We start from the raw sequence: 24,064 nt of genomic DNA on the forward strand, positions 1-24,064 counted from the left end.
CTATATATCTTTTTTTAATAATTCGCGATTATATCTAAATTTTACTTAATTAAGTTCCATTTTAGAAAAGCCATATGGAGTTGTTCCATATAGTGTAGATTTATAATCTGCTTGATTTTCAATAACTTTTGTGTGTATAATCTCTTCGTTATTTATATCTTCTGTTAACACTTCATCTTCATTCTTGTCTTCCATAATTATGAAATCATTAGCTTTTTCTTCTCGTTTATATTGAGAAAACAATAAATAATTTGCTCCAACTAAAGATGAATAATCAACCCAATTATACGTTACATCGCCCCCAAGAAGTTTTGTATACTCTTCAAGAAAACTATCAACATTTTCAATAGAACTTACAACAAAAAAGTTTTCTCTGTCTCTTTCTTGAGTTAATTTTATTAGAAGGGGATTATAGTTTAATTGAGTAGATAATACTTTTAAAGGATTAACTTCAAAAGCTGTAAGCTGAGAAAGTATAATTGAAGTTTTTACAATTGGAGTATTAACTATAATTGTATTTCCCACAATTCTTTCATCTTTCATAATGTATTTATACCTATTATTAGCTCTTTCTATCTCTTTAATTATCCCTGGATTTGAAAATATTTGTTGATACGATTCTTTTAATTTGTTTCCAAGATATGATTTAACATAAAACATTGTATTTCTATTAGTTGATAAAGTTTCTAATACTTGCAATTGATTTTCATAAGAGATCCCACCAAAAATAAAGTTTGATTTTTGTGTTTTAACTTCTGATTTGTTAATTAAAGGGAAATAAAAATTTGCAAAAGAGCTATCACTATCTAAATTCAATGTATTAAAACCATTTGAAGTAAACATTGCAATAACTTTTGTGAAACCATTCTCTTTTAAAAGATCAACTTGTTCTAAAATATTTTCTGGGTTTTCATCATATGTATCAAATGTTTCAATTTCAAAGGGTTTATCATTGTATATTAAAAAAGCAGAAATTGTGCTAATTGTACTTTTTGCATATTTTCCTACTATTCTCGATGGATATAAAATAGCAATTCTATTTATACCTTCATCTTCAATAACTACTTTCTCTTTTTTTCTTTGATAAAATAGTGAATCTGGATTAGACTCATTTTGAATTAAAACGAACTCTTCTTTTTCTGTTTTAACTGGATTTCTATCAATAACAACTTCTTTAGGTCCACAACCTATAAAAACAAAAAATGCAACTAATATTAATATTATATTTTTCAATTTAACTCCAAAATAGATTTAATTTTAAGCATATCATGAAAAGCTTCTTTTTTTGAAGAAGGGTTTCTTAAAAGATATGAAACACTATGGGTTGGCAAAACATCATACTCATTAAACTTTGTCATGTGACCTCTAATTTTTAAAAAGGTACTACTTGAGTCATTACATAAATATTGATATGTTTTTTCCCCTAAAAGAACAATCAATTTAGGTTTAATAATATCAATTTGCTTATGTAAATAAGAACTACAGCTATTAAAGCATGCAGGAGTTATACTATCTAAACTTTTACATTTTGTTAAAGTAGTTATAAATACATCCTCTTTTTTTAATAGTAATACATTTTCAATCATTTTTGCTAAGGTTTCGCCCGTTTTACCTACAAAAAAGCTTTTTAATTCATCTTCACTAGCAGTTGGTTCATCTGCAATAAACATTATTGAAGCATTTGGATTTCCCTGTCCACATAAAACATTTCTTCTTGATTTGGACAATTCACATAAATAACAGTTTTCCATAATTAAATTTAACTCATTCAAATTATTAGGCAAACTGTTTCCATTTACATCAAAATTTGAGATTGTAACTGTTTCATGATAGTCATAACCAATAGTTTTTAGAAAATTTAGCTGGTGTAAAATTTTATTTTTAACTGTTTTTGTCATATTGAATTTTACAAAAAAACTTCTTTTGTACATATTTGTTCCAATATTTTGTACATAATTAATAATTTTATTGACTTTTATTCCAATATTTTGTACTATGTTGTTCACACAAGGATTATAATGGGTATACCAAGTTTTAGAAAACTAGAAGAAGATTTAGAAGTAAATAAAACAACCTTACATAACTGGAAGAAAAATAGACCAAAACTATATGATTTTATTATAAAGTCCTACGAGGATAAAGAGTTGTTAAAAAAACATTTAGATTTTATGATTGAACAAAAAAAGTTTATTGAAGAAGAGATTAATATAACAAAAAAAACAATCAAATAAATAGTTCTATGAAGACTTTTTGTAAATTCACGCGCGACAGAATTACATTAAGTCTTCATAGTTGTGTTTATTAAAACTCTTCTTTATTATCAAGTATAATTTTATCTCTTCCTAAATCTTTTGCTTGATACAAAAGTTTATCCGCGAAATTCAATGTTTCTTCAAAATTGTTATAATTAGTTCTAAAAGCAACACCTGCTGAAAATTTAACTTCAATTTTATATTCTTTATAAATAAACTTATTACTTGAAATTATATTTTTTACTCTTTTTAAATAATTAGTCACATCAAATAAACTATTGTAATGAATTATTGCGATGAATTCTTCACCACCATATCTACAAATAATATCTTCATTCCTAGTAAGTTTACTTAGTATTGAAGCAAAGGTATAAAGTACACTATCTCCACACTCATGTCCATAATTATCATTTATTTTTTTAAAATGATCTATATCAAAAAATACAATTGCATATTTTGCATCAAATACATTGTACTCGTTATCAGCTCGCTTACTCTCTTGGGCAAAGGCTCTTCTTGTTAAAACACCAGTTAAATAATCAATTGATTTTTCTTCTTCTGCTTTATCTAGACTACATTTTAAGTTTTCAATTTGAGTATATAAATCGTTTGTATCTTTTTGTGAATTTATAATTGATTCATTATTTCGTTTTAGATTTTTTTCAATCTCATTAATATTATTAATTAGTTTTTCATGTAGTAAGCTAACTTGTTTAGCTGAAGAATCTGATAACTCCAAATTTTTTATTTCGTTTTTTATTTCAATAATCTTGTCAAGTGTTATATTTGTTTCATTTACAGTTTTTGTAAATATATCAACTAAAAAACTAATAAGTTTTTTTATATCTTCACTTTTTTCATTATAAGTATCTTTATCATCTTTTATTCTAAGATTTGTCAATTCACGTAATTTTCTAAGATTATTTATATTTATTAATTGGTTTGGGTTATTTGAAATTTTTTCACATAGTTTATCAATATCATTTTTAGTATTTTTTGATAAAGAAGGTGTCATAAAATAAGATAAATCTTTTAAAAATTGTTTTACTTGTTGGCTATTTATTCTTTTAATTAAAATCTCTGAAATCTCTTTAAAAGTGATATCGTCTTTTATTAATTTTTTCTCTATATTACATAAGTTATTTTTTATTGAATCTAATTGTTGTTTTTCTTCAAAGATTATATTTTGTTGTGTTAAAAGTTTAAAAAATTCCCTTTCATAGTTTTCAGGGCTTAAAACTTTGTTTTGTTGTTTTAAATTTTCTAAAGTTTGTTTTGAAAGAAGTTCTATGTTTTCCATAATAATATGCACTTAATAATTTTTACATATTATAACACAAAATAATATAGAGACAATAAAAATAAGTTATATTTATATTGTCTCTAAATATTATTATTTATATCTATGTGTAATTCTTCCCTTATCTAAAGAGTAAGGAGTAATCTCTACTTTTACTTTATCTCCAGGCAAGATCTTAATATAGTGCATTCTCATTTTTCCTGAGATATGACACAATACAACATGTCCATTATCTAATTCAACTCTAAACATAGCATTTGGTAAAGCTTCAATTACTTTTCCATCAATTACTATTACATCATCTTTTGCCACTTTGTCTCCTAAGTTTACTCATCTACTTGACTTAAAATTACTGCTTTTCCGTCTACTACAGCAACTGTATGCTCATAATGACTACCTCTTAATCTATCTTCACTTACTACATCCCAGTCATTTTCTAGAATAACTGGTTCTCTAAGCTTTTGACAAATCATAGGTTCTAAACAAAAAACCATACCATTTTTGATTTTTGGGCCTGATTTTGCATTTCCTGATTCTAAATAATTAGGTATTTCAGGTTCACCGTGAGGTTTTTTACCAATTCCATGTCCACAAAATCTTGTTAGTGGTTGATAACCTTTGCTAACGATAAATTTTTCAATTTCTAAAGATAATTCTTTAAATCTCATCCCCTCTTTAATCACATCAATTGCATGATATAAAGCATCTTTTGAACAAGCGATTAAAGCTTCATCTTCTTTAGATATTTGTCCTATAGGCATAGTAATTGCTGCATCACCATACCATCCGTCTATTTCACTACCTACATCTAATCCTAAAATATCACCCTCTTTTAAAACTGTATCATCAGGGATTCCATGAATAATAACTTCATTTAATGAAGTACATACTGCACCAGGGAAACCATAAAGTCCTTTGAAAGATGGTCTTGCACCAAGGTTTCGCAAATATGCTTCACCCATAGTATCAACCTCTTTTAAAGTCATTCCTGCTTTAACATTTTCTTCTAGGTATTTTAGTGTTTTAGCAACGGCTTGAGACGCCGTTGCTAACTTAGATATTTCATTTGGTTTTCTTAAAGGAATAGCCATAATTAATTACAGTCCAACTGCACTTAATGTTTCGTACTTATTCATATATTGTTGAGCTTCAATTTTTCTCATAGTATCAATTGCAACTTGAACAACAATAAGTACAGCAACCCCTCCGAAATAGAAAGGAACACCCATAGCTTTTACAATTAACCATGGTAAAGTTGAAATAAGTCCTAAATAAACTGCACCCCAAAGAGTCAATCTACTAGCTACTTCATTTAAAAAATCTGCAGTAGATGCTCCAGGTCTAACACCTGGAATAAAACCACCTTGTTTTTTTAAGTTTTCAGAAATGTCTTTTGCATTAAATGTAATTGATGCATAGAAGAATGCGAAGAAAACTACAAATAAAAACATAAGTACATTAAATGTATATGATTGTGGACTTAAGAAATCTGCTAAAATTAATAAATACTCATTTTGTGTACCTTGCAATATAGTTGCAGGGAACATTAAAATAGCACTTGCAAAAATAGCTGGAATAACACCTGATAAATTCACTTTAATTGGAATATAATTCATTACTCTTTTTTTCTGATTTTGCATCATAACTTTTCTAGAGTAAGAAACAGGTACTCTTCTTTCACCTAATTCTACATAAATAATTGCACCAACAGTAGCTAAAACAATTACTAAAATAGCAATTACTGTTAAGAAATTCATTTGACCATTGTTAACTAAATCAACAGTTCCACCAATTGCTCCAGGAATTGCAGAAACAATACCAGCGAAGATAATTAATGAAATACCATTACCAATACCTTTTTGAGTGATTTGTTCACCAATCCACATAAGAAGCATTGTACCAGTTAACATAGAAATTGATGATACAGCTACAAATGTATCCATATCAATTGAAATTGCACTTTGTCCACTTTGCCCAGTTAATGAATTAAGACCCATTGATACACCAACAGATTGAATTAATGTAATTACAATAGTTGTATATCTAATGATTTGCATATATTTTTGCATACCATCTCTCTCTTTTTTCATTTTACCAAGTGCGGGGAAAGTTGCGGCTAATAGCTCCATAATAATTGAAGCTGTAATGTAAGGCATAATACCTAAAGAGATAATAGACAGTCTTTCAACTGCATTACCACTAAACATATTAACAAGACCCAATGCATTATTTGCATTTGAATCGAAGAATTCTTTAACTACGTCTATATTAACTCCAGGAACTGGCACGTATGCCAGTAACCTGTAAAGTAAAATAAAACCTAATGTAATAAGAATCTTATTTATTAGATCTTTACTCATAACTAATTTCCAGTAGTAGTTACGTTTTCGTCTTTAATTTTAGATGCTAAGTCTTTCGCAGCTGCACCAATTAATTTCACTTTTGTAACCGACTTAGAAAGTTTGTATACTGATTTAATAGTTTCAACTGTAATCTCTTCAAGTGCTGCCACTTGTTTTACTTTTTCAACATTAATTGTATAAGGCTTAGATACTCTTGAAAAGAATCCTATTTTAGGAACTCTTTTTTGAAGAGGCATTTGACCACCTTCAAAATGTCTTTTGATTTTGAATCCAGATCTAGCTTTTTGACCTTTATGACCTCTAGTAGAAGTCTTACCCATTCCTGAACCTTGACCTCTACCTACTCTTTTTACGTTTTTAGTACTACCAGTTGCTGGTTGTAAATTATCTAATGCCATCTTCATTATCCTTTAATTCTTGCTAATGCTTCAACTGTAGCTTGTACAAGGTTATTTGGATTGTTTGAACCTAAAGATTTTGCAATAATATCTTTACATCCAGAAAGTTCAAGAACTGGTCTTGCCGCACCACCTGCGATAAGTCCTGTACCTTCTGATGCTGGTTTTAATAAAATCTTAGAAGAGTTATATTTATGCTCAATATCGTGTGCGATAGTTGTACCATGAATATTAACTTTAACTAAAGACTTGAATGCATCATCTAAAGCTTTTTTAATTGCATCAGGAACTTCTTTTGCTTTTCCTGTTCCAAATCCTACTGTACCGTTTTTATCTCCAACAACAACTAAAGCTGTAAATCTAAATCTTCTACCACCTTTTACAACTTTTGTTACTCTTCCGATTTTAACGATTGCTTCTTGAAAATCTTCTCTATTTACTGCTGCCATCATTAACCCTTATAATTTGATACCATTTTCTCTTAGTGCTTCAGCAAATGCTGCAACTACACCATGATAAAGGTACCCATTTCTATCAAATTTAACTACTTCAATTCCAGCAGCTTTCAATTTTTCTGCAAACTCTACTGCAACTTTTGCGGCACCTTCTTTATTAGCACCAAGCCCTAAAGCTTTAGAACCAGAAGCTGCTAATGTAACACCATCAATATCGTTAATTGCTTGTGCACTTAAGTATTTATTTGATCTAAAAATTGTTACTCTAGGTGTTTCAGCAGTACCTTTTCCGATACTTCCTCTAACTCTTTTTTTTCTGATTGCTCTTAAAGAGTTCTTTTTTAATAAATCTTTTGCTCTACTCATACTTCACACCTTACTTAGCAGTTTTACCAGCTTTTCTAACGATATGCTCATCAGTATATTTAACACCTTTACCTTTGTATGGTTCAGGAGCTCTATAACCTCTAATAATCGCAGCAGCTTGACCAACTTGTTGTTTGTCAGCACCTTTTACGTGAATAATGTTTTTCTCAACAGTAATTTCTAATCCATCAGCGATTTCATAGTTAATTGGGTGAGAATAACCTAGTTGTAGCTCTAATACTTTTCCTTTTACAGCAGCTCTATAACCAACACCGTTGATTTCAAGAGATTTTTGGAAACCTTGAGATAAACCAGTTACAGCATTATTAATTAATGCTCTATAAGTTCCCCAGAAAGCAGAAGATTCTTTAGTTTCTCCAACTCTATCTAAAACAACTTCATTGTCTTCAATTTTAGCATCAACTCTTCCGTGTGTTTCAACAGGAATAGTTTTGTTTCCTTTTTTTACATTTACTACTGTACCATCAACAGTTACTTCAACTCCTGATGGGATAGCGATAGGTTTTTTTCCAATTCTAGACATTACATTCTCCTACCATACAGTACAAAGCAATTCACCACCAACTTTAGCAGCGTGCGCTTCATCATTTGCAATTACACCTTTGTTTGTAGAAACAATGATTGTACCATATCCGTTTTTAAAACTTTTAATCTCATCAGCACCTTTGTAAACTCTTCTACCTGGTGTTGAAACTCTTTTTATTTCGTTAATAACTGAGTTGTCGTTATCATCATATTTTAATGTTACTTGAACAGTCTTTTTATTATTTTCACCATCAATTACTTTGAAAGATTCAATATACTCTTTTTGTTGTAAAACTTCTAAGATACCAACAACTGTATTAGAATGTAATAATGTTGCAACTTCTAATTTTCTCATTGCAGCATTTCTAATTCTGGTTAAAGCATCTGCGATAATATCATTCATCATAGCTTTTATTCTCCTACCAACTAGATTTCTTAACGCCAGGAAGTAATCCCTCGTTAGCCATTTTTCTTAAACAAACTCTACAAAGACCAAAGTCTCTGTATACTGAATGTGGTCTACCACATACTGAACATCTTGTATATGCTCTTGAAGAAAACTTAGGAGTTCTCTTTGCTTTAGCAATCATAGATTTCTTTGCCATTACGCTCTTCCTTTAGTAAATGGAACTCCAACAAGCTCTAATAATCTATATGCTTCTTGATCATTGTTAGCACTAGTTGAAATTGAAATATTCATACCATGAGTTTTGATGATATTATCATAAACTACTTCTGGGAACATTAATTGTTCATCAAGACCAAAGTTAAAATTACCTTGACCATCAAAACCATTTCTGTTTAAACCTCTAAAGTCTTTTACTCTTGGTAAAGCGATTGAACATAATTTATCTAAGAATGTATACATTTGTTCACCTCTAAGAGTTACTTTAACACCTACAGGGTAACCTTCTCTTACTTTAAAACCAGCAACTGATTTTTTAGCAATTACTTTAACTGCTTGTTGACCAGCAATTAAAGAGATTGTATCTTGAATGTTTTGCATTAATTTAGAATCTTTCATTGCTTCACCTGCACCAACAGAGATAACAACTTTGTCTAATTTAGCAGTTAACATTTTATTTTTAGGAAATTCAGTTTCTAAAACTGATTTAATTTCTGTATTATATCTTTCTAATAATCTTGCTGCCATACTATTCACCTTCTACTTTTGCTACATTTGAGATATCAATTGGCATCTCTTTGTTTACAAATCCACCATCTTTATTTTCTTCAGATGGCTTAACAGTTTTCTTAGCAACTTTACAATCTTTAACAATTACTTGTTTTTTTGATGGGTTTACAGCTAAAACTTCTCCAGTTTTACCTTTATCATCACCAGCGATGATTTTTACAGTATCACCTTTTTTAATTTTTAAAGCCATTATAGTACCTCCGGAGCAAGTGAAACAATTTTCATGAATCCTGCGTATCTAACTTCTCTAGCAACAGGTCCAAAGATTCTTGTTCCAATTGGTTCTTTTTTACCATCAAGGATAACTGCAGCGTTGTCATCAAATCTAATTAAAGATCCGTTTTCTCTTTGAACTTCTTTATGAGTTCTTACAACAACAGCTTTAACAACAGCACCTTTTTTAACTTTACCAGTTGGTAAAGCTTTTTTAACTGAAGCTACAATTACATCACCAACAGAAGCATATCTTCTATGACTTCCACCAAGAACTTTAATACACATGATTTCTTTAGCACCAGTGTTATCAGCTACATTTAATCTAGTAAAACTTTGAATCATTATTTAACTCCTGTAGCAACAATTTTCTTCAATCTAAAAGATTTTGTTTTTGATAAAGGTCTACATTCAACTGCAATTACAGTGTCACCTTCATTTAACTCATTTCTCTCATCATGAACTAAGTATTTTTTAAATCTCTTAACAGTCTTGTGGTATTTTGGGTGTAAAACATATCTAGTAACTAATACTGAAGCAGTTTTATCACCAGATTTTTTTACTACAACACCTTGAATCTCTCTTTTGTGTGTCATACTTAGATCCTTACTTAGCTTTAGCTGCAGTAATTGCTGTTTGAATTCTAGCGATATCTTTTTTTGCCGCTCTTAATTCAGTAGTATTTGTTAACTGCATAGTTTTTAGCTTAGCTTTTAATTCAAAAAGAAGCACCTTTTTCTCTTTTAATAACTCATTTAGCTCTTGTAAGCTTTTTTCATTTAAATCAGAATAAATCATTTTCACTTTCTCTACTTACAATTTTTGTTTTGAATGGTAATTTATGTTGAGCTAAAGTTAATGCTTCTTTAGCTAATTCTTCAGAAACACCAGCCATCTCGAAACAAATTCTTCCTGGCTTGATATTCATTACCCACTTATCGATTGGACCTTTACCTTTACCCATTCTCACTTCTAGTGGTCTTTTAGTTAAAGGTTTATGAGGGAATACCATAATCCAAACTTTACCAGCTCTTTTGATAGCTCTTGTCATTGCAATTCTGGCAGCTTCAATTTGTCTTGAATCGATTCTACCATGTTCAACTGCTTTGATTCCAAACTCACCATAAGCTAAAGTATTGGCTCTTTGAGATTTACCTCTATTTCTACCCTTCATTTGCTTTCTGTATTTTGTTCTTTTAGGCATTAACATAATTATTTACCTCTTCTTTTACTTGGTCTTCTTTTTTGTGGTTTAGAAGTAGTGTCTTTTTCAGCTGGGATACCTTTTGCAAGTACCTCACCTTTGAAAATCCATACTTTAATACCAATACAACCATAAGTTGTATGTGCTTCAGCGAAACCATAATCAATTCTAGCTCTTAATGTATGTAAAGGAACTCTTCCTTCTAAGTACCACTCAGTTCTAGCCATTTCAGCTCCACCAAGTCTACCAGAAACAGAAACTTTGATACCTTTTGCACCAGATTTGATTGCATTTTGCATAACTCTTTTCATAGCTCTTCTAAATGCAACTCTTCTTTCTAATTGTTGAGCAACGTTTTCAGCAGCTAATTGACCAGAAAGTTGTGGCTTTCTCTCTTCTTTAATATTAACTGCAATTTCTTTTCCAACTAAATTAGAAAGATTGTTTTTTAGTTTTTCAACGTCTGCACCTTTTTTACCAATGATAATACCAGGTCTAGCAGCTACAATAGTAACTCTAACTTTTTTAGCAGTTCTTTCTACGATTGTTTGAGCAATTCCAGCATAGTATAATTCTTTTTTAACATACTTTCTGATTTTGTCATCTTCAGCAACGTTTGCAGGCATATTAGAGAATTTAGGAAACCATCTTGATTCCCAGTTTCTGTTGATACCTAATCTTAAACCTATTGGATTAACTTTTTGACCCATTACTTATCTCCTTTTTCAGCAGCCGCTACTTCAATCATAATGTGTGCAGTTGGTTTATGTTTTGGTGATGCACTACCTCTTGCTCTTGGAGTGAATCTTTTTAAAACTGGACCTTTATCTACTCTAGCAGATGTAATTACAGCTTCTTCTGGTTCTAAACCAGCATTTGCTACAGCTGAAGCGATAACTTTTGAAATAATACCAGCAGCTTTGTTAGGAGTGAATTCTAAAGATGCGATAGCATACTCAGCATTCATACCTTGAACTTCTCTTGCAATTAATCTTGCTTTTGTTGGAGAAACTCTAATAAATCTTAATATAGCTTTACCCATTATTACGCCTTCTTCTGTACAGAGCCTTTATGACCCTTAAATGTTCTAGTTGGTGCGAATTCACCCAATTTATATCCAACATGGTTCTCAGTAATATTTACTGGAACGAAATTTCTTCCGTTGTGCACATTAAACGTTAAACCAATCATGTCAGGTAAAACCATAGATCTTCTTGACCATGTTTTTATTGGTTTTTTATCATTAGCTTCAGTAGCTTTGATAACTTTTTTCATTAAGTGTGCGTCTACAAATGGACCTTTTTTTATTGATCTTGCCATCTTAAACCCTTACTTCTTTCTTCTTGAGATGATTAATTTATCACTAGCTTTTTTCTTTCTAGTTTTATAACCTTTAGTTGGCATACCCCATGGAGAAACTGGATGTCTTCCTGAGTTAGTCTTACCTTCACCACCACCATGAGGGTGATCAATAGGGTTCATTGCAGAACCTCTAGTTTGTGGTCTAATACCAAGGTGTCTAGTTCTACCAGCTTTACCAATTACCATGTTTGAGAAATCTTCATTTCCAACAACACCAATAGTTGCAATACAAACACCTAAGATTTTTCTCATCTCACCAGATGGTAATCTTAAAATAACATATTTGTCTTCTCTACCCATGATTTGTGCATATGCACCAGCAGATCTTACTAATTGTCCACCTTTTCCAGGTTTAAGCTCAACATTATGAACCATTGTACCAACTGGGATTGCTTTTAAAGTCATAGCATTACCTGGAATAATATCTAACCCAGATTCAGCAGCTTGAACTTTATCTCCAACTTTTAATCCTGATGGTTGTAAAATATATCTTTTATCACCATCTAAATAGTTAATTAAACAAATTCTACAGTTTCTATATGGATCGTACTCAACAGTTGTAACTGTTCCTTCAACACCAAATTTATTTCTTTTGAAGTCAATAATTCTATATAATTTTTTAGCACCTGCTTCTTTGTGTCTTGAAGTAATTCTACCGTTATTATTTCTACCAGCTTTTGCGCTAATTCTTTTTAATAAAGATCTAACTGTTGGTTTAGAAGTAATATCAGAAGTATCCATAACAGACATGAATCTTCTTGCAGGAGTTATTGGTCTAAATTTTTTAATTGCCATCTATAATCTCCTTACGCTGATAAGTTCGCAATTTCTGCGTCTTCTGGTAATGTAACATAGAATTTTTTGAAGTCTGGTCTTTTTCCAGGTCTTCCTCTAAATCTTTTAACTTTACCATCTTGTCTTAAAGAGTTAATTTTTAATGGAGTAACACCAAAATACTCTTTAAATACTTCTTTTAAACCGTTTTTAGTCATTCTAGGACTAGTTTGAACAACGATTACACCGTTTTCTTGAAGCTCGATTGTCTTTTCTGTATATAATATCGCTTTAATATCTGTAATATCTGCCATCTTATGCCTCTTTTGTTAATGATTCAAGTACTTCTTTTTCAACAAGTACTGAATGGTATGCTGCAACTACATAAGCATTTACTTCTTGTTTTTCAATCATGTAACAGTTTTTAACGTTTCTGAACGCTAAATATGTTTTTTCATCAATTGTATTCACAATTACTAATGTATCTCTTGCATCTAATGCACTAATGATTGAAACCGCATCTTTAGTTTTACCAGATTCAATGTTGATTGAATCAGCAACAAATAAAGAACCATTGTTAGCTTGAGCGTTAATAGCATATTTTAATGCTAAAGCTTTTTGCTTTTTGTTGATCTTTTGGTTGTAGTTTCTTTTTGTAGGTCCAAATACTTGACCCCCACCAACGAATAGTGGTGATCTTTTAGAACCCCATCTTGCTCCACCAGAACCTTTTTGAGCTTTAGGTTTTTTACCACCACCGCTTACTTCTGTTCTGTTTTTTACTCTAGCAGTATTTGCTCTTTGAGCAGCTAAGTAAGATTTAACATAAAGATATAAATTGTGTGAGTTAATCTCTTTAAAAGATTCTGGTAACTCATTTGTGTTTACTGCTACTGCATTACTCATTTAGCAATCCTTACTTTTCCTAATCTACCATTTGATCCAGAAACTGAACCTTTTACAACTAATATACCTGTTTCTGCATCAAATGAAACAACTTCATTTTTAACAGTTACATTTGTATTTCCGTATTGTCCTGGCATTTTTTTACCTGGCATAACTCTACCTGGCCATTCACAGTTACCAATAGAACCAGTTCTTCTACCCATTCTGTGTCCGTGTGATGCTCTACCACCAGCAAAATTCCATCTTTTAACAGAACCAGAGAAACCTCTACCTTTAGTTTTAAAAGTTGTTTTTAAAACTTTTGCTTCAGATAATCCAGATACATCTAAATCACCAGCTTCTGCATTTGCTACAGTTATTGTTGCAAATCTATTAAACTCTTTGCTTAATCCGAATTTTTTTTGTTGACCTTCGATTGCTTTATTGAATTTCTTCCCTGCAGCATACGAAACAAGTGCTACACCCTCATTAACGTCACATACTTTAGTATCAAGAACTTTTAAAAGTGTAACTGGTGTTGCAGGAACTGAAACAGTTCTACTCATACCGATTTTTTCTACGATAAATTCCATTTATTACCCTTTCTTCTTATTCTTGACCCATTGATCTAACTTCAACATCAACTTCTGGAGCTAAGTCTAGCTTCATAAGAGAGTCAACTGTATCTGGAGTTGCAGCAATGATATCAATCATTCTAGTGTGAACTCTAATTTCAAATTGTTCTCTAGCGTCTTTGTTTACGTGAGGACCTTTAAGAACTGTATATTTTCTGATCTTTGTTGGAAGAGGAATAGGACCTCTCAACTCAGCACCAGTTCTTTTAACAGCTTCAACGATTGAAGCAACACTTCTGTCTAAAACTCTGTGATCATAAGCTTTAAGCTTTAATCTAATTTTTTCCATGTTTTTCCTTTAAAGAACTCGTTAGACGTGCCAAAAAAGCACTCTAACCACTTTTAGTGGGCGCGTATTATAATTAAATCTATATTAAATGTCAAGAGTTATGGTATTTCTATGAATATTTTCTAATATTTTTTTCCTTTTTAAAAGGATAACTAGTATTACTTATGATATCTTTTAAGCAATTTGAAAGTTTAACCCTTTTTTTATGACAATTTATATAAAGTTATATTTTTAAAAGGAGATAGTGTGATTCAAAAAACACATTTAATAGAAGATGACAATGGTTATAAAAAATATAACTACTTTGAAATATCTAAAGGACTAAAAGAAATATTAGCCAAAGACTACCATCTATATAATAGTAGTGAATTTGAAAATAGTGATTTAGTAGAAAACTTATATAAAACAAATTTTATAGATAAATATGATGAAGTTACACAAAAAGAGGTTTTTGATTTATATATTAATAATGAAGAGTTTAAGAAAAAAGCTCAGTTTATATATTCTATTATAGATAATGACAAATATATTAAATTTGTAAATGAAAATAGTGAAATAGCTAATCCAAATGAATTAACAATAAAATACTCAATTTTAGATTCTTCTGGAGTAAAGGTTCAAATTTATCATGTAAGTATAATTGACATATCTTTTGTATTTTAGTCGATATTATATTTATATAAAATAATTCTTTATAGTAACCAATTTTAGTTATAATAGTCTTATGGAAAAATTTAAGACACACTATAACTCAATAATTGTAGGTTCTGGTCCATCTGGACTTGGAGCTGCTTTTAAATTAGCTGAAAACTCTAATCAATCTATTCTTTTAATAGAGAAGAAAAAAATAAGCTCTGGTGGTTTACGAAATGATTGTAAACAAAACTACACATATCCAGTTGGGTTCCCCTTTGAACATTGGGAAAAAGAAGATGCGGATGAATTACTTGAAGAGGTAAAACAACATCTAAATCCTAAAATGGAAACGAGACTTGATATTGAAAAATATATCCAAAGGGCTAAAAAACTTGATGTTAACATTTTAGCAATAGACCAAGCCCATGTTGGAACTGATAAATCATCTGCTTTGATTAACTCTTTAATTGATAAATTAAAAATGCTTGGTGTAAGTGTTGCTTTAGAAACTCAAGTTGAACAATTAAATGAAAATAAAAAAGAGTTAACTCTTGCAAATGGAAAGACTATTACTTTTGATAATATCATACTTGGCCCAGGTAGAGCTGATTATGATTGGATGCAAAAACAAATGGATAGAATTGGCGTTGAGTACAAAGATAATATAGTAGACATTGGAATAAGAGTTGAATTAAAAGAGGAAAACTATCCAATTGTAAAAGAGTATTATGACCCTAAGATTTTATTTCCAAATAAAGTAAGAACTTTCTGTACAAATTCTGGTTGTGCTCATATAGTTAGAGAAAAATACAAAGGTTATTACTCTGTAAATGGACACTCTATGTCAAGGGATAAAAAACCTAATAAACTTGTAAATTTTGCAATGTTGAAAACAATTAGATTAACAGAGCCTGTTGTAAGTGGTCAGCAGTTTGGAAAAATACTTGGTGAAATGGTTATGCAACTTTCTGGTGGTTCTGTTATTATGCAAAGAGTTGGTGACTTTAGATTGGGTCAAAGAAGTAAAAAAGAGAGTTTTAACAATGATTTATATGACTTTAAACCCTCTTTATCAAATGCAGTTGCAGGAGATTTATCTCTTAGTATGCCTGCAAAAATATTAAGGGATATTTGGAGTGCCCTAAAAAAGCTTGATTCTATTGTTCCGGGGGTATTACACCCTTCTACAATACTTTATTATCCTGAAATAAAAACCTACTCAAATAGACCTCTATTTATAAATAAAAACTTTTGTGTAAAAGAGGGATATTATATTATAGGTGATGGAGCTGGAACTTCTAGAGGTATTACAGCGGCTTGGGCTTCTGGAATCAGAGCTGCTAATGATATTTTAAAATAAGAGGTAAATTAACCTCTTATTTAAATCTTTGCTGCTGTTATAACTAACTCTACTAAAGTATTATGACTAGCCATATTTGCTTGAACACAAGATCTTGCTGGTTTATCATCTTGGGGGATCCAAGCTTTCCAGACATCATTGAACTCATTAAAATCCCTATAAATATCTTTTAAAAATATTTCTGTTCTTAGGATATTATATTTATTACTTCCTGCTTGTTTTAATCTTTCATCAACAATTTCTAAAGCTCTTTTAGCTTGAACTTTTATATCTAATTCTTTATCATCTGAAACAATACCTGCTAGATAAATTGTACCATTATGCTCAACTATTCTACTCATTTTCTCATTTACAATTTTTCTAGTAATCATTCTAATCCTTTATCTAAATTATAAAAGAAAGTATAACATCATAAACAAAGAAAATATTTTAAAAGTCTAAGAATTCAGTTTTTTTATAATAGCTTCAATTTGTCTTCTATGAACTGCTGTATGTATAAAACAAAATGTTGCCCAATCTTTATTATTGAATTCTACAAACCAAGGATGAGATTTAGTTGCTTTAGATATATTTTTAGGATGCTTTTGAATAAATGATACATATTTTTCTACACTTTGAAAAAACTTTTTATCTTCGTCATTTCCATTTTGACTTGGTTTTACCCCTTCTATTTTTACCTCTTTTTCTATCACATTCTCTTTTGATAAAGAATCAATTAGAAAAATCATCGCAGTAATAACAATTGATAAATGCTCCAATGTCATATTTATAGAATAATTGCAACTATGATCTTCAATACCAAATACTCTATCTATTTTTACTCTTTGTTGAACTTTTTCTTGAGGTATATCTTTTATTAGCTCTTTTATTTTTAGTGATTCTTTTTGAAATAATTTCAAAGAGTTATCCCAAGATAAAAAAACTCTTGCACATGTTACACCAATATATTTTACAAAAATTCTTTCACAGAAAGGTAAGCCTGCTCCTGGCTTTGGCTCTGACATAAAAACTCCTTTGTATATAAAATAAAATGTAAATAAATTAACATATAACGACAGTATAAACTAGTTAAACTTAATTTTAGAGTAATTACTCTAATTTTTAAAGTAAAAGCTCTAATATGTTAAAATAAAGTATGCAAAAAATAAAAATATCAACAATTGACAAAATAAAAAATGTAGCATTAAAATTGTTTAATGAGAACGACACTTTAAGTATAACTACAAACCATATAGCAAAAGAAGCATGTATTTCTCCTGGTAATCTTTATTATCATTTTAAAAACAAAGAAGAGATTATTTTGTCTTTATATATGGACTTATCAGAAATCTACTCTTCACAAAAAAGTTTTGAACTAATAAAAATTTCATCTAATCCTTTAAAACAACTACAAGTAAACTTTGACAAAATGGGAGAACTTTTTTATGAATATCGTTTTTTATTAAGAGACTCTATGGTTATCATGGCATTAAATCCCAGATTAAAAGAACTATTTGTAAAAAATCAACAAAAAAGAATACTACAAATTCAAGATAATTTAGAGTTTTTTATAAATGAGGATATTTTAGTTTCTTCCATAAATGATAATTTAGAAAAAAGAGCAAAACTTCATTGGTTTATAACTTCATACTGGCAAGCATTTGCTTCAACAACAGGTGATATTACAAGAGAATCAATAAAAGAAGCAAAAGAGATTTTTTTTGAATTTATGATTTTACCTTATCTTACGACAAAGGGTAAAAATCTATTAAATGTAATAGAATAATATTATTGTAATATTTTCTTTTTTTGACTAAATATGTTATAATTTGATTAAAAATGGAGGTTATTATGCAAATTGCACCTGTAGATCCAATCTACTCAGCTTATGATCCATTTGATGTATCTGAAGTTTCTGCTGAAAATATTGCTGTTGTTAATAGTCCTTCTAATGAGGAATCCCTAACTACAAATAGAACAAGTGGTTTGGAATTGCCTGCAACTGCTATCGCAATAAATCCTATTTCTCAAGAGAGTATAGAATTTCAAGAGTTGCAAGATGATATAGTTTCTTCTTATAATGATTTAAAAGAAGGTAGAATTTCTAATGAAGATTTTACAAATACCTTAGAAGAATTAGGTGTTAAAACTCAAAACTTTTCTGTAGATGAACAAAATAATCAAAATATTACAGATTTAACTTCAAGCTTAATTGAATCCTTAAAAGGAAACAACCAAGGTACGGGTGAAGTTGAATTATCAGCATATGCTTCTATAATGGATATTGTGAATAAAGAGACACAAACACCAAAAGTGAATGAACAGCTTCAAGCTTATACTCAAAATTTAAGAAACTAATTTAAATCTTTTACTGATAAAATCCCGAGAATAATAATATATCATCAGATTTGGCATTTGACTTATCTTTAACTACCAATTCTGTAATAATTTTACCAACAGCTGGAGAAAATGTCATACCAAGCCAACCCAGTCCCATTGCGTATGTTAAGTTTTTAATCTCATCATCTCTTCCAATAAGTGGAATATCATTTGGCGTTAAGGGTCTAAACCCAGTCCATAATTGTTCATTAATCATTTCAAACTCTTTGTTATATTCAAAAAAGTTTTTCTTAATACTATCAATTTGTTTTTTAACAACTTTTGGGTCTTCACTACCTATTTCAAGTTTAGAGGTTAATCTTACATTATCTCGTCTTGGAGTCATTACTATAAATAAGTCATTAAATAAGGTTGATACTTTTGGCATTAACTCTTCTGGCATATTAAAAGTTATACTATAACCTTTTGCCGGAGTCATCATAAGTGGTTTTTTTCTAATATCTGCTAAAAGTGTTTGATATCCAGTTGACATAATAAAATGTTCTGCTTCATAAAATTCGCCATTTTTAGAATGAATATAACTTACTTTACTATCTTTAAAACTTATATTGTCAATTTTTTCATTTAGTATAAACTCTACGCCTGATTCTTCTAAATGTCTTTTTAATTCAAGCATTGCTCTTTTAGGATCAAATCTTGCATTTTTTTTAAATAAAATTCCACCTTTAATCTTTTCTGTACCACTTGGCAAATATTCACTGATTTCTTCTTTATCCAAAATCTTAAATCTTTTTTCATCAACATAATTGTATTTTTTTAGTTTTTCTTGGTATGTTTTTTCTTCTGTAAAAATAGATAACATTCCATCATGGTGAAAATCAAAATCTAAATTGTCATCTTTTTGCATTTTTTTATAAAGTCTATTTGAGATTTCACCATATTTTTCAAACAACATCATAGTTTTATTTGTTCTTTTTTCATTTGCATTTAATACAAATTTTAATAGCCATTTATATACATTTAAATCTGTTGTAGGATGGACTATTGCAGGGGATTGATTTTTAAGCATCAGTTTTAAAGTATTTGTAACAACGCCAGGATAACTTAATGGAGATTTGTCAAAAGCTGAAAGTAAGCCAGCATTTCCAAATGATGTAGAATTAGTAATATTCCCTTCATCAATAATTGTAACTTCTCTTCCTGCTTTGTTTAAAAAGTAAGCGCATGTTAATCCAACAATACCACCACCAATAATAATTATGTCTCTTTTCATATATCATCCTTCTTATACTTTTCCCAAAGAATAATATACTAAATTTTTTTGTAGATTTGTAAAATAATTGTATATAGTTTATATAGTTAATGTTTATTTTAAATAAAATATATTAAAGAGTTTACAACTTAATATTTTACTTGAATTAAAAAATTATATTTTCATATTTTAAAGCTATAAAAAAATATAAATAAGGGTATTGATAAGATATAATATAAAAAATATTAGGATATATAAAATTATGACACAAATTAAAAAAGATTTATTAGAAGTTGTAGAGAATATGATGATACCAGAAGTAGAAGCATATTTAGATGATTTACATATAATTATTGAAAAAAAAGAACAAACAGATGAAACTATGGAAGAAGTAAGAGATATAGAGTCTTTTCTTGTGGAGTTACAAAATATTATTTATGCTATAAAAGAAGATAAGATTGATTATGAGCAAGCAAGTGAAGTTTATGAGAAGATTCAAGGATTGATTGAAGAAAGTCATTCTCATGAGTAGCTTTTTTTGATTCTATTTCAAATATAATTTATTTATATAAAATATTTAGAAGCCTCTTTTTTAAGATTCAAAAATATTTTATCAAAGTCAACGGGGTATACTCTTGCATTTCCAATAGATGAGATAAAGTTTGTATCACCTAACCATCTTGGCAAGACATGATAATGAACATGTTCAGCAATTCCTGCCCCTGCAGCTTTACTAAGATTCATTCCTATATTAACACCTTGAGCATTTAAAACCTCTTTGAGCATCTTTGTAGCTTGTCTAACTCTAATAGACATATCAATCCATGTTTGCTCGTCTAGGTCTTCAATTTTATCAGTGTGAAAATTAGGTATTATCATCATATGACCAGGAGAATATGGATATTTATTCATCACAACATAGCAGTTTTTATCTCTAAATAAAACCCCAAGTTTTTCATCTTTATCTGTATTTTCATGTATATGACAAAATACACAACCTTCAATTTTTTCTTCTGTTACGTATTCAAATCTCCAAGGGGCATAAAGTCTATCCATTATGAATTTTCCTATATAAAGTTTGGGGCATCATTAGCAAAAAGAATTAAATCTCCTGCTTTTGTTTTTTGTGCAAGTGTATCTTGTAATTGCTCTTTATCTTTTAAAATAAATAGTTTACTATCATCAATATTTGCACTTAATAAATGGGTATTTAAAGAGCCCGTAATAATTGCAAAATCAAATTTCTCGGTAATCTCGTTTGCCAATAAAATATTTGCTTCAGACGTCGATTCAACAAGCCCAGGAGTTACAATAACTTTTCTTCCTTCATGGTGTGTACAAATATTAATTGCTTCAAGCATCCCTTCTAGGTTTCCATTAAAACTATCATCTATAATAATTTTACCACCAGCTTCTATCTTTTGAAGTCGATGTTCAACTTGAGGTAAATCTTTTATTGCCATTTTTATCTCATCAATACTCATACCTAATTCATGGGCAACCAAAATTACAGCTGTCAAATTTATTGCATTAAAACTTCCAAGTATAGGAGCATGAAAATGTTGTTGTTCTCCATTGATTAAAATATCAAACCATATACCATCTAAGTTTGACATTGTTACATTTAGATTATCTGGAAATTTTGTGATAGTATCGTACTCTTTAATTGGAACTGACTCATGTACAAAACCTTTTTTCATCTTTGGACTTTGTAAAATCTCCATTTTTGTATGAATAATATTATCTAAAGTTTTAAAATACTCAATATGTTGTTCTCCAACTGAACCTAAAACACAATATTCTGGTTCTAAAAAAAGTGTAATCTCTGCAATATCACCCATCTGTCTTGCACCTGCTTCAGCAATATAAATTTGCGTATCTAAAGGTAGCTCTTTATTTACATCTAAAACAATTCCACCTATAGTATTTACAGACCTTGGTGTTTTGTATACTTTATATTTATTTTTTAACACTTGATACAAATAGTTTTTAATTGATGTTTTTCCATATGAAGCAGTAATAGCAATTGTTTTTAAACCTGGAATAGTTTCAAGTCTTTCTTTTGCTTTGTGTTTAAACGATATAAAAAACATTTTTTCTAAAAGTGTTGAGATAGCATATGCCAAAAATAAAGGAATAAATACAGCTGTAGAGTGACAAGCTTCACTTGCTAAACATAATGAAGTTATTGCAAAAGTTGTGAATAATAGTATTGCTAAAAATCTTTTAACCCGACCAGTTAAAACTAAAGATTTGTCAAGTTTATTATTCCATAAAATAAAGCTTGTCATAAATATTAAATAAAAATAGATTGTGAAATAAAGTTCTGGCAAAAGATGGAATAAAACAATTGGTGTAACAAAATAAGTGATATGCCACTGCCATTTATGGTGTTTTAAGACAACTCTTTCGATTTTGTAGTTATACCATTGAAGGTTAGTTATTAGGTACCAACCTAATGCCATAATTAAAATTATATGCGTAAAAATATATATGTATTCCATTAAATAATTCCATTTTCAATTTTTTGTGAAATATCATTTGCATGTTTCAAGAAAAAGTAGTGGTCACCGTTATATGAAGTAAAACTACTATTTTGAATCAATGAATGAATCTTTTTCCCAGAAGGAAGTGTTGTTGCACAATCTTCTTCACCCCAAAAAATCATACCATTTTTTTTATAAGATTTAAAAGAGTTTGTAAAGTCTTCATCAACAACATTTTTAAAAGTTGAGTACATAGCTTCACTCATTTGATTAACATCTTTACTTCTAAAAGCTTTAGTTATACCTTTTAAACCTAAAGTATTTAAGATTTTTGAGAATTTTATTTTTAATTTTACATCTAATGGTTTTTCTTCTAAAATACCAGATGTGCTTAGTAAAACAAGATTATCCGGATTTATTAAAGTTGCTACTTTTCCACCAAAAGAGTGTCCAGCTACAATTTTTTTATCTGAATTTAACTCTTCTAAAAAACTATCAACTATTTTTGCATAATCATTTGTAGTAAGAGTATAATCATTTGAACTTTTACCAAAGCCTGGCATATCAATATAAATATGTCTAAAGTCTTTTAAATAAGAACTAAAGGCTTGTTTCATTATCTCTTTATTTGAACCCCAACCATGTAAAACAACAAAATCGTTTTTTAAAGAAGGGTTCACTAAATCATAAGAAATATCAAATTTTTTATTATCAATATTTATACTCTTTTGAGCCAATTATTTTCCCTTTGATGCTTGTATTTTATTTACATACTCATAATTAATTGTAATATTTCTTTGTTTTGGTAAAGCATTTGCTAAAGATGTGAAAACACCATTAAAATCTTCAAACAAATAGTTTGCCATAGAACCCGGAATAGGATTTATCTCATTTAAATAAACTTCATCTTCATGAATAAATAAGTCACATCTAATTAAAGCGCCCTCAAAAGTATTATTATAAATTTTTTTAAATGTCTCTTTTACTTTTTCAGCCATCTCATCATCTAAGTTGGCTTCAATAGCTTTTGAAGTTCTTGCAAAATCTAAATATTTTTTATCAAAATCTAAAAACTCAGCCTTTTGTGGTTCTTCAATTATAGAAAATACAAACTCCCCATTAACCTTACAACCTGCAAGGTTATACTCTTTTATACCATGCATAAATGGTTCAATGATAACTGCATCATCAAACTCAAAAGCAACATCTAGAGCATAATCTAATTCATCTTGATTTTTTACAATAGAAACACCAATTGAACTTCCAAGTGTTACTGGTTTTATAATAACTGGATATTGAACAACTGAAACTTGTGCTTTATCTGTATAATATTTATATTGAATAGTCTTAACATCAACGCTTGATGCATAACCTTTTGTTAAAAACTTATTAAAAGATACTGAGCAAGCACCTTTTCTAGGTCCAAGATATTGAATGTTATTAAATTCTAAAAGTGATGGAACTAGACCATCTTCTCCATCTCCACCATGAATAATATTTAAAGCAAGATCAAAATCCAATGTTTTTTCACCAAACATCGCTTTTTTTGTAAAGGCTCCGTTCTTTAAAAGAAGTTTATCACACTTCTTATATTCACCACTACTAAAAAGTTTTGATTTTATTGTATCAGTTGGAATATGATAAAACTCTCTATTTGTATCTAAAAAAATATATGTTAATTCGTGTTTTAAAACATCTTTCATTGCAATTGCAGATACTATTGAAATCTCATGTTCATAAGATTTTCCTCCAAAAATGATAGCTAATTTCAATC

Annotated in this window: 39 protein-coding genes; 6 read left to right on the forward strand and 33 right to left on the reverse strand. The window is 29.4% G+C overall.

Annotated elements, in window-relative coordinates; translation table 11 throughout:
* Window positions 1–45: 45 nt before the first annotated feature.
* Window positions 46–1,233 (reverse strand): hypothetical protein, encoded by a 1,188-nt coding sequence (locus AC2TY9_RS14180; protein ID WP_489778174.1) that lies wholly within the window; start codon window positions 1,231–1,233, stop codon window positions 46–48.
* Window positions 1,230–1,931: a uracil-DNA glycosylase gene (locus tag AC2TY9_RS14185; RefSeq protein WP_489778175.1), complete on the reverse strand. Its 702-nt coding sequence runs from the start codon at window positions 1,929–1,931 to the stop codon at window positions 1,230–1,232. Before AC2TY9_RS14185 ends, AC2TY9_RS14180 begins: the two co-directional genes overlap by 4 nt.
* A gap of 87 nt (window positions 1,932–2,018) precedes the next feature.
* Between AC2TY9_RS14185 and AC2TY9_RS14190 the strand changes: the two genes are divergently transcribed.
* Complete coding sequence (locus AC2TY9_RS14190; RefSeq protein WP_489778176.1) at window positions 2,019–2,231, forward strand: hypothetical protein; 213 nt, start codon at window positions 2,019–2,021, stop codon at window positions 2,229–2,231.
* 70 nt (window positions 2,232–2,301) lie between these two features.
* On the opposite strand, the gene AC2TY9_RS14195 is transcribed toward AC2TY9_RS14190, so the two are convergent.
* From AC2TY9_RS14195 to rpsJ, 24 genes are all read right to left on the reverse strand, one after another.
* Window positions 2,302–3,552: a GGDEF domain-containing protein gene (locus AC2TY9_RS14195; protein WP_489778177.1), complete on the reverse strand. Its 1,251-nt coding sequence runs from the start codon at window positions 3,550–3,552 to the stop codon at window positions 2,302–2,304.
* Between the two features lie 93 nt (window positions 3,553–3,645).
* Window positions 3,646–3,864 (reverse strand): translation initiation factor IF-1, encoded by a 219-nt coding sequence (gene infA / locus AC2TY9_RS14200; RefSeq protein ID WP_072682044.1) that lies wholly within the window; start codon window positions 3,862–3,864, stop codon window positions 3,646–3,648.
* Between the two features lie 14 nt (window positions 3,865–3,878).
* Window positions 3,879–4,643, reverse strand: a complete 765-nt coding sequence (map, locus tag AC2TY9_RS14205; protein WP_489778178.1) for a type I methionyl aminopeptidase — start codon at window positions 4,641–4,643, stop codon at window positions 3,879–3,881.
* Between the two features lie 6 nt (window positions 4,644–4,649).
* On the reverse strand, window positions 4,650–5,912 hold the full coding sequence (secY, locus tag AC2TY9_RS14210; protein WP_489778179.1) for a preprotein translocase subunit SecY: 1,263 nt from the start codon (window positions 5,910–5,912) through the stop codon (window positions 4,650–4,652).
* 2 nt (window positions 5,913–5,914) lie between these two features.
* A complete protein-coding gene (gene rplO, locus AC2TY9_RS14215) occupies window positions 5,915–6,313 on the reverse strand; it encodes a 50S ribosomal protein L15 (RefSeq protein ID WP_489778180.1) in 399 nt (132 codons plus the stop codon).
* 5 nt (window positions 6,314–6,318) lie between these two features.
* The gene (gene rpsE, locus AC2TY9_RS14220) at window positions 6,319–6,762 is read right to left on the reverse strand and encodes a 30S ribosomal protein S5 (RefSeq protein WP_489778181.1); all 444 of its coding nucleotides are present in this window, start codon (window positions 6,760–6,762) and stop codon (window positions 6,319–6,321) included.
* Between the two features lie 9 nt (window positions 6,763–6,771).
* A complete protein-coding gene (rplR, locus tag AC2TY9_RS14225) occupies window positions 6,772–7,134 on the reverse strand; it encodes a 50S ribosomal protein L18 (protein ID WP_489778182.1) in 363 nt (120 codons plus the stop codon).
* A 10-nt stretch (window positions 7,135–7,144) separates the two neighbouring features.
* Entirely contained in the window at window positions 7,145–7,678 is a 534-nt protein-coding gene (rplF, locus tag AC2TY9_RS14230; protein WP_489778183.1) for a 50S ribosomal protein L6, read from the reverse strand.
* A gap of 9 nt (window positions 7,679–7,687) precedes the next feature.
* Window positions 7,688–8,086 carry a 30S ribosomal protein S8 gene (gene rpsH / locus AC2TY9_RS14235; RefSeq protein WP_489778184.1) on the reverse strand — a complete coding sequence of 133 codons (399 nt, stop codon included), beginning with the start codon at window positions 8,084–8,086 and terminating at the stop codon, window positions 7,688–7,690.
* Between the two features lie 13 nt (window positions 8,087–8,099).
* Window positions 8,100–8,285 carry a type Z 30S ribosomal protein S14 gene (locus AC2TY9_RS14240; protein WP_489778185.1) on the reverse strand — a complete coding sequence of 62 codons (186 nt, stop codon included), beginning with the start codon at window positions 8,283–8,285 and terminating at the stop codon, window positions 8,100–8,102.
* The gene (gene rplE / locus AC2TY9_RS14245; protein ID WP_489778186.1) at window positions 8,285–8,833 is read right to left on the reverse strand and encodes a 50S ribosomal protein L5; all 549 of its coding nucleotides are present in this window, start codon (window positions 8,831–8,833) and stop codon (window positions 8,285–8,287) included. Before rplE ends, AC2TY9_RS14240 begins: the two co-directional genes overlap by 1 nt.
* A gap of 1 nt (window position 8,834) precedes the next feature.
* A complete protein-coding gene (rplX, locus tag AC2TY9_RS14250; RefSeq protein WP_489778187.1) occupies window positions 8,835–9,065 on the reverse strand; it encodes a 50S ribosomal protein L24 in 231 nt (76 codons plus the stop codon).
* Entirely contained in the window at window positions 9,065–9,433 is a 369-nt protein-coding gene (gene rplN, locus AC2TY9_RS14255; RefSeq protein WP_489778188.1) for a 50S ribosomal protein L14, read from the reverse strand. Before rplN ends, rplX begins: the two co-directional genes overlap by 1 nt.
* Window positions 9,433–9,684 carry a 30S ribosomal protein S17 gene (gene rpsQ, locus AC2TY9_RS14260; protein ID WP_489778189.1) on the reverse strand — a complete coding sequence of 84 codons (252 nt, stop codon included), beginning with the start codon at window positions 9,682–9,684 and terminating at the stop codon, window positions 9,433–9,435. Before rpsQ ends, rplN begins: the two co-directional genes overlap by 1 nt.
* 10 nt (window positions 9,685–9,694) lie before the next feature.
* Entirely contained in the window at window positions 9,695–9,886 is a 192-nt protein-coding gene (rpmC, locus tag AC2TY9_RS14265; protein ID WP_489780436.1) for a 50S ribosomal protein L29, read from the reverse strand.
* Window positions 9,873–10,298 (reverse strand): 50S ribosomal protein L16, encoded by a 426-nt coding sequence (gene rplP, locus AC2TY9_RS14270; RefSeq protein ID WP_489778190.1) that lies wholly within the window; start codon window positions 10,296–10,298, stop codon window positions 9,873–9,875. The genes rpmC and rplP overlap by 14 nt, the downstream gene beginning before the upstream one ends.
* 2 nt (window positions 10,299–10,300) lie before the next feature.
* Window positions 10,301–11,002 carry a 30S ribosomal protein S3 gene (rpsC, locus tag AC2TY9_RS14275; RefSeq protein WP_489778191.1) on the reverse strand — a complete coding sequence of 234 codons (702 nt, stop codon included), beginning with the start codon at window positions 11,000–11,002 and terminating at the stop codon, window positions 10,301–10,303.
* Window positions 11,002–11,334 (reverse strand): 50S ribosomal protein L22, encoded by a 333-nt coding sequence (gene rplV, locus AC2TY9_RS14280; RefSeq protein ID WP_138150946.1) that lies wholly within the window; start codon window positions 11,332–11,334, stop codon window positions 11,002–11,004. The genes rpsC and rplV overlap by 1 nt, the downstream gene beginning before the upstream one ends.
* Before the next feature lie 2 nt (window positions 11,335–11,336).
* Window positions 11,337–11,612 carry a 30S ribosomal protein S19 gene (gene rpsS / locus AC2TY9_RS14285; protein ID WP_489778192.1) on the reverse strand — a complete coding sequence of 92 codons (276 nt, stop codon included), beginning with the start codon at window positions 11,610–11,612 and terminating at the stop codon, window positions 11,337–11,339.
* Window positions 11,613–11,621: 9 nt separating this feature from the next.
* A complete protein-coding gene (gene rplB, locus AC2TY9_RS14290; protein WP_489778193.1) occupies window positions 11,622–12,449 on the reverse strand; it encodes a 50S ribosomal protein L2 in 828 nt (275 codons plus the stop codon).
* An 11-nt stretch (window positions 12,450–12,460) separates the two neighbouring features.
* A complete protein-coding gene (locus tag AC2TY9_RS14295) occupies window positions 12,461–12,742 on the reverse strand; it encodes a 50S ribosomal protein L23 (protein WP_138150949.1) in 282 nt (93 codons plus the stop codon).
* 1 nt (window position 12,743) lies between these two features.
* On the reverse strand, window positions 12,744–13,334 hold the full coding sequence (gene rplD / locus AC2TY9_RS14300; RefSeq protein ID WP_489778194.1) for a 50S ribosomal protein L4: 591 nt from the start codon (window positions 13,332–13,334) through the stop codon (window positions 12,744–12,746).
* Complete coding sequence (rplC, locus tag AC2TY9_RS14305) at window positions 13,331–13,906, reverse strand: 50S ribosomal protein L3 (RefSeq protein ID WP_489778195.1); 576 nt, start codon at window positions 13,904–13,906, stop codon at window positions 13,331–13,333. The genes rplD and rplC overlap by 4 nt, the downstream gene beginning before the upstream one ends.
* A 16-nt stretch (window positions 13,907–13,922) precedes the next feature.
* Window positions 13,923–14,237 (reverse strand): 30S ribosomal protein S10, encoded by a 315-nt coding sequence (rpsJ, locus tag AC2TY9_RS14310; protein WP_044415638.1) that lies wholly within the window; start codon window positions 14,235–14,237, stop codon window positions 13,923–13,925.
* Between the two features lie 246 nt (window positions 14,238–14,483).
* Between rpsJ and AC2TY9_RS14315 the strand changes: the two genes are divergently transcribed.
* Complete coding sequence (locus AC2TY9_RS14315; RefSeq protein WP_489778196.1) at window positions 14,484–14,900, forward strand: hypothetical protein; 417 nt, start codon at window positions 14,484–14,486, stop codon at window positions 14,898–14,900.
* A 61-nt stretch (window positions 14,901–14,961) separates the two neighbouring features.
* Complete coding sequence (locus AC2TY9_RS14320) at window positions 14,962–16,233, forward strand: NAD(P)/FAD-dependent oxidoreductase (RefSeq protein WP_489778197.1); 1,272 nt, start codon at window positions 14,962–14,964, stop codon at window positions 16,231–16,233.
* Window positions 16,234–16,253: 20 nt separating this feature from the next.
* Here the strand turns inward: AC2TY9_RS14320 and AC2TY9_RS14325 are convergent, their stop codons facing one another.
* The gene (locus AC2TY9_RS14325) at window positions 16,254–16,604 is read right to left on the reverse strand and encodes a RidA family protein (protein WP_489778198.1); all 351 of its coding nucleotides are present in this window, start codon (window positions 16,602–16,604) and stop codon (window positions 16,254–16,256) included.
* Window positions 16,605–16,670: 66 nt separating this feature from the next.
* The gene (locus AC2TY9_RS14330; RefSeq protein WP_489778199.1) at window positions 16,671–17,237 is read right to left on the reverse strand and encodes a hypothetical protein; all 567 of its coding nucleotides are present in this window, start codon (window positions 17,235–17,237) and stop codon (window positions 16,671–16,673) included.
* A 131-nt stretch (window positions 17,238–17,368) separates the two neighbouring features.
* Between AC2TY9_RS14330 and AC2TY9_RS14335 the strand changes: the two genes are divergently transcribed.
* Together AC2TY9_RS14335 and AC2TY9_RS14340 are read left to right on the forward strand one after the other, a co-directional pair.
* Window positions 17,369–17,998, forward strand: coding sequence for a TetR/AcrR family transcriptional regulator (locus AC2TY9_RS14335; RefSeq protein ID WP_489778200.1), 630 nt, complete (start codon window positions 17,369–17,371; stop codon window positions 17,996–17,998).
* Window positions 17,999–18,063: 65 nt separating this feature from the next.
* Complete coding sequence (locus tag AC2TY9_RS14340; protein ID WP_489778201.1) at window positions 18,064–18,570, forward strand: hypothetical protein; 507 nt, start codon at window positions 18,064–18,066, stop codon at window positions 18,568–18,570.
* A gap of 10 nt (window positions 18,571–18,580) precedes the next feature.
* Here the strand turns inward: AC2TY9_RS14340 and AC2TY9_RS14345 are convergent, their stop codons facing one another.
* Complete coding sequence (locus AC2TY9_RS14345; protein WP_489778202.1) at window positions 18,581–19,825, reverse strand: NAD(P)/FAD-dependent oxidoreductase; 1,245 nt, start codon at window positions 19,823–19,825, stop codon at window positions 18,581–18,583.
* Window positions 19,826–20,066: 241 nt separating this feature from the next.
* Between AC2TY9_RS14345 and AC2TY9_RS14350 the strand changes: the two genes are divergently transcribed.
* Window positions 20,067–20,336, forward strand: coding sequence for a hypothetical protein (locus tag AC2TY9_RS14350; RefSeq protein ID WP_489778203.1), 270 nt, complete (start codon window positions 20,067–20,069; stop codon window positions 20,334–20,336).
* A gap of 32 nt (window positions 20,337–20,368) precedes the next feature.
* Here the strand turns inward: AC2TY9_RS14350 and AC2TY9_RS14355 are convergent, their stop codons facing one another.
* From AC2TY9_RS14355 to AC2TY9_RS14370, 4 genes are read right to left on the reverse strand one after another with little or no spacing between them, the layout of a single operon-like run.
* Window positions 20,369–20,860, reverse strand: a complete 492-nt coding sequence (locus AC2TY9_RS14355; protein ID WP_489778204.1) for an HIT family protein — start codon at window positions 20,858–20,860, stop codon at window positions 20,369–20,371.
* A gap of 11 nt (window positions 20,861–20,871) precedes the next feature.
* Window positions 20,872–22,308 (reverse strand): Mur ligase family protein, encoded by a 1,437-nt coding sequence (locus AC2TY9_RS14360; protein WP_489778205.1) that lies wholly within the window; start codon window positions 22,306–22,308, stop codon window positions 20,872–20,874.
* On the reverse strand, window positions 22,308–23,027 hold the full coding sequence (gene estV / locus AC2TY9_RS14365; protein ID WP_489778206.1) for an EstV family lipase: 720 nt from the start codon (window positions 23,025–23,027) through the stop codon (window positions 22,308–22,310). The genes AC2TY9_RS14360 and estV overlap by 1 nt, the downstream gene beginning before the upstream one ends.
* The gene (locus AC2TY9_RS14370) at window positions 23,028–24,062 is read right to left on the reverse strand and encodes a D-alanine--D-alanine ligase (RefSeq protein WP_489778207.1); all 1,035 of its coding nucleotides are present in this window, start codon (window positions 24,060–24,062) and stop codon (window positions 23,028–23,030) included. It lies immediately after the preceding gene.
* Window positions 24,063–24,064: the final 2 nt, after the last annotated feature.

The sequence above is a fragment of the Arcobacter sp. ISO1 genome, from assembly GCF_058105185.1.

Coding starts and splice junctions, on each gene's coding strand:
- rplF (WP_489778183.1), bottom strand. CDS start 7,678: ATGTCTAGAATTGGAAAAAAACCTATCGCTATCCCATCAGGAGTTGAA.
- rplX (WP_489778187.1), bottom strand. CDS start 9,065: ATGGCTTTAAAAATTAAAAAAGGTGATACTGTAAAAATCATCGCTGGT.
- AC2TY9_RS14190 (WP_489778176.1), top strand. CDS start 2,019: ATGGGTATACCAAGTTTTAGAAAACTAGAAGAAGATTTAGAAGTAAAT.
- rplO (WP_489778180.1), bottom strand. CDS start 6,313: ATGGCATTAGATAATTTACAACCAGCAACTGGTAGTACTAAAAACGTA.
- rplE (WP_489778186.1), bottom strand. CDS start 8,833: ATGGCAGCAAGATTATTAGAAAGATATAATACAGAAATTAAATCAGTT.
- rpsH (WP_489778184.1), bottom strand. CDS start 8,086: ATGATGAATGATATTATCGCAGATGCTTTAACCAGAATTAGAAATGCT.
- AC2TY9_RS14360 (WP_489778205.1), bottom strand. CDS start 22,308: ATGGAATACATATATATTTTTACGCATATAATTTTAATTATGGCATTA.
- AC2TY9_RS14330 (WP_489778199.1), bottom strand. CDS start 17,237: ATGTCAGAGCCAAAGCCAGGAGCAGGCTTACCTTTCTGTGAAAGAATT.
- rpsQ (WP_489778189.1), bottom strand. CDS start 9,684: ATGACACACAAAAGAGAGATTCAAGGTGTTGTAGTAAAAAAATCTGGT.
- AC2TY9_RS14195 (WP_489778177.1), bottom strand. CDS start 3,552: ATGGAAAACATAGAACTTCTTTCAAAACAAACTTTAGAAAATTTAAAA.
- AC2TY9_RS14350 (WP_489778203.1), top strand. CDS start 20,067: ATGACACAAATTAAAAAAGATTTATTAGAAGTTGTAGAGAATATGATG.
- AC2TY9_RS14355 (WP_489778204.1), bottom strand. CDS start 20,860: ATGGATAGACTTTATGCCCCTTGGAGATTTGAATACGTAACAGAAGAA.
- rplR (WP_489778182.1), bottom strand. CDS start 7,134: ATGAGTAGAGCAAAAGATTTATTAAAAAAGAACTCTTTAAGAGCAATC.
- AC2TY9_RS14325 (WP_489778198.1), bottom strand. CDS start 16,604: ATGATTACTAGAAAAATTGTAAATGAGAAAATGAGTAGAATAGTTGAG.
- rplD (WP_489778194.1), bottom strand. CDS start 13,334: ATGAGTAATGCAGTAGCAGTAAACACAAATGAGTTACCAGAATCTTTT.
- rpsE (WP_489778181.1), bottom strand. CDS start 6,762: ATGGCAGCAGTAAATAGAGAAGATTTTCAAGAAGCAATCGTTAAAATC.
- rplC (WP_489778195.1), bottom strand. CDS start 13,906: ATGGAATTTATCGTAGAAAAAATCGGTATGAGTAGAACTGTTTCAGTT.
- rpsS (WP_489778192.1), bottom strand. CDS start 11,612: ATGGCAAGATCAATAAAAAAAGGTCCATTTGTAGACGCACACTTAATG.
- map (WP_489778178.1), bottom strand. CDS start 4,643: ATGGCTATTCCTTTAAGAAAACCAAATGAAATATCTAAGTTAGCAACG.
- rplN (WP_489778188.1), bottom strand. CDS start 9,433: ATGATTCAAAGTTTTACTAGATTAAATGTAGCTGATAACACTGGTGCT.
- rplV (WP_138150946.1), bottom strand. CDS start 11,334: ATGGGTAAAGCTATATTAAGATTTATTAGAGTTTCTCCAACAAAAGCA.
- rplP (WP_489778190.1), bottom strand. CDS start 10,298: ATGTTAATGCCTAAAAGAACAAAATACAGAAAGCAAATGAAGGGTAGA.
- rpmC (WP_489780436.1), bottom strand. CDS start 9,886: ATGATTTATTCTGATTTAAATGAAAAAAGCTTACAAGAGCTAAATGAG.
- rpsJ (WP_044415638.1), bottom strand. CDS start 14,237: ATGGAAAAAATTAGATTAAAGCTTAAAGCTTATGATCACAGAGTTTTA.
- AC2TY9_RS14340 (WP_489778201.1), top strand. CDS start 18,064: ATGCAAATTGCACCTGTAGATCCAATCTACTCAGCTTATGATCCATTT.
- AC2TY9_RS14185 (WP_489778175.1), bottom strand. CDS start 1,931: ATGTACAAAAGAAGTTTTTTTGTAAAATTCAATATGACAAAAACAGTT.
- AC2TY9_RS14295 (WP_138150949.1), bottom strand. CDS start 12,742: ATGGCAGATATTACAGATATTAAAGCGATATTATATACAGAAAAGACA.
- secY (WP_489778179.1), bottom strand. CDS start 5,912: ATGAGTAAAGATCTAATAAATAAGATTCTTATTACATTAGGTTTTATT.
- rpsC (WP_489778191.1), bottom strand. CDS start 11,002: ATGGGTCAAAAAGTTAATCCAATAGGTTTAAGATTAGGTATCAACAGA.
- rplB (WP_489778193.1), bottom strand. CDS start 12,449: ATGGCAATTAAAAAATTTAGACCAATAACTCCTGCAAGAAGATTCATG.
- AC2TY9_RS14320 (WP_489778197.1), top strand. CDS start 14,962: ATGGAAAAATTTAAGACACACTATAACTCAATAATTGTAGGTTCTGGT.
- AC2TY9_RS14345 (WP_489778202.1), bottom strand. CDS start 19,825: ATGAAAAGAGACATAATTATTATTGGTGGTGGTATTGTTGGATTAACA.
- AC2TY9_RS14335 (WP_489778200.1), top strand. CDS start 17,369: ATGCAAAAAATAAAAATATCAACAATTGACAAAATAAAAAATGTAGCA.
- AC2TY9_RS14240 (WP_489778185.1), bottom strand. CDS start 8,285: ATGGCAAAGAAATCTATGATTGCTAAAGCAAAGAGAACTCCTAAGTTT.